A 1285-nucleotide genomic window follows, 5' to 3' on the forward strand; every position below is an offset into this window, starting at 1 on the left:
GAACTGACCCGGGTGATCCACGGCCAGGGCCCGTGCAACGCCCAGCGGATCGAGCGCCGCCGCGCCGCCCACGAGGACGGCGCCTGGGTGCGCGAGGCCGCCTCCGCCTACGCCGCGAAGCGCCGCGCCGAGGCCGGGACCCGCACCGCCGACGAAGCCCAGCACACCCCGGAACAGGAGAACGGAAAGTGACCGAGTCCAAGGCCGGCTGGCCGCTGTACGAGGTGTTCGTGCGCCCCCGGCGCGGGCTGAACCACGTCCACGTCGGCTCGCTGCACGCGGCCGACGACCGGATGGCGCTGCTCGCGGCCCGCGACCTCTACACCCGGCGCAACGAGGGCGTCAGCCTCTGGGTGGTCCGCTCGGACGCGATCACCGCCTCCACGCCGGACGAGCGGGACCCGTTCTTCGAGCCGAGCGGCGACAAGGTCTACCGCCACCCGACCTTCTACGACATCCCCGAGGATGTCCCGCACATCTGACGGGGAGCAGCAGTACCATGACCGACGACCACGTCTACCTCAGCCTCTCCGAGGCGTCCCCCGAGCCCGAGGGCGAGGGCCGCTGGGCCTACGGCACGGGCTTCGCCGACCCGCTGCTCGGGGTCGACACGGCGGTGCCGGCCGGCCTCGACGGAGCCGACCTCGCCGCGTACTGCCTGATGCTGGGCGACGACGCGCTCGTCCTCGCCCAGCGGCTCATCGAGTGGTGCACCCGGGCGCCGGAGCTGGAGGAGGAGGTCGCGCTCGCCAACCTCGGCCTCGACCTGCTGGGCCAGGCCCGCCAGCTGCTCACCCGGGCCGGCCAGGCGGACGGCTCCGGCCGCACCGAGGACGATCTGGCCTACTGGCGCGAGGAGCACGAGTTCCGCAACGTCCGCCTGGTCGAGGCCCCCAACGGCGACTTCGCGTACTCGATCGCCCGCCTGCTGCTCTTCGCGACCGCGCGCGGCGCACTGTACGAGGAGCTGGCCGGCCACGCCGACCCGGTCCTGGCGGCGGTCGCCGCCCGGGGCGCCAAGGAGCTCGCGTACCACCGCGAGTACGCCACCGCCTGGACGCTGCGGCTGGGCGACGGGACGGCGTACTCGGCGCAGCGGATGCAGGCCGGCCTGGACGCGGTCTGGCCGCTGCTGGACGAGCTGTTCACCGCGCACCCGGTGGAACTGCGGGTCGGCGTGGACCCGGCGACGCTGCGCGAGCCGGTGCTGCGCTCGCTCGCCGCCGTGCTGGCCGAGGCCGGACTGGCGGTGCCGGAGGTGCCGGGGCTGGCCACGGTCGGCGGC

Annotated in this window: 2 protein-coding genes and 1 pseudogene; all 3 read left to right on the top strand. The window is 74.8% G+C overall.

Going from position 1 to position 1285, the window contains the following annotated elements; all coding sequences use genetic code 11:
- Positions 1-192, top strand: a pseudogene (locus tag MCM47_RS40965) (1,2-phenylacetyl-CoA epoxidase subunit A); the annotation flags it as partial.
- Positions 189-482, top strand: coding sequence for a 1,2-phenylacetyl-CoA epoxidase subunit PaaB (gene paaB / locus MCM47_RS40970; RefSeq protein ID WP_030056311.1), 294 nt, complete (start codon positions 189-191; stop codon positions 480-482). The pseudogene MCM47_RS40965 and the gene paaB, both read left to right, overlap by 4 nt.
- Positions 483-499: 17 nt before the next feature.
- On the top strand, positions 500-1285 hold a 786-nt coding region (paaC, locus tag MCM47_RS40975; RefSeq protein ID WP_238951854.1), incomplete at its 3' end, for a 1,2-phenylacetyl-CoA epoxidase subunit PaaC.

This window comes from Kitasatospora sp. A2-31 (assembly GCF_022288725.1).
In the GTDB taxonomy this organism is placed as follows: domain Bacteria; phylum Actinomycetota; class Actinomycetes; order Streptomycetales; family Streptomycetaceae; genus Kitasatospora.